Origin of the sequence: Amycolatopsis kentuckyensis (genome assembly GCF_002155975.1) — a bacterium.
In the GTDB taxonomy this organism is placed as follows: domain Bacteria; phylum Actinomycetota; class Actinomycetes; order Mycobacteriales; family Pseudonocardiaceae; genus Amycolatopsis; species Amycolatopsis kentuckyensis.
The window spans coordinates 1-702 of record NZ_MUMI01000858.1; the positions used below are offsets into that span (position 1 = coordinate 1).

Annotated in this window: 1 protein-coding gene and 1 pseudogene; one reads left to right on the top strand and one right to left on the bottom strand. The window is 67.2% G+C overall.

Annotated elements, in window-relative coordinates; translation table 11 throughout:
• Positions 1-162 precede the first annotated feature (162 nt).
• Positions 163-564 carry a flavodoxin family protein gene (locus CCN39_RS48695; protein WP_086854009.1) on the bottom strand — a complete coding sequence of 134 codons (402 nt, stop codon included), beginning with the start codon at positions 562-564 and terminating at the stop codon, positions 163-165.
• A 10-nt stretch (positions 565-574) separates the two neighbouring features.
• Here CCN39_RS48695 and CCN39_RS48700 point away from each other — a divergent pair.
• Positions 575-702, top strand: a pseudogene (locus tag CCN39_RS48700) (hypothetical protein); the annotation flags it as partial.

Genomic DNA, 702 nt, shown 5'->3' on the forward strand with positions numbered 1-702 from the left:
GAACAGCTCAGGCGAGAGGTTGTCGCGCCTTCGACTCGTCATGATCGGCCGTCTGTAGTACGCTTCAGAGGTCAAGGTTGATCGCCCTCGGGCGAACCCTTGGCCACGGCCTGTTGCCGGAGGTCGACCCCCAGGGCTTCCGGTGACAGGCCCCTTTACGTTTCAGCCCATGAGCGTGGCGGCCAGCGTGCCGCCCAGTTCGGTGCACGCTTCGAGCGTCTTTTTGTCCGGATCACCCGTCGTGATGACGGATTCCGCCGCTTTCGCCCACGCCAGCCCGGTCGTGATCGCCAGCAGTTGCCGTTCCGTGCCCGAAGTGTCGCTGTTGCCGTGAATCCAGTACCCGAACGGGCGACCGCGCGTCTCGTCCAGGCACGGGTAGTAGATCGTGTCGAAGAAGTGTTTCAGCGCGCCGCTCATGCTGCCCAGGTTCGCCGGCGTGCCCAGCAGGTAGCCGTCCGCTTCGAGGACGTCGGTGGCGGTGGCCGCCAGCGCGGCGCGGCGGACCACCTCCACCCCTTCGATGTCCGGGTGGGTCGCCCCGGCCACGACCGCTTCGAACAACGCCTGCGTCGACGCCGACGTCGTGCGGCTGACCGGTGAGGGCGTGCGTGTGGTCGTACGGCCGTCCGGGACCGAGCCGAAGCTGAAGGCATACCTGCAGGTGGTGTACAGCGTGCTCTACGCGGCGCAGGACCGGCT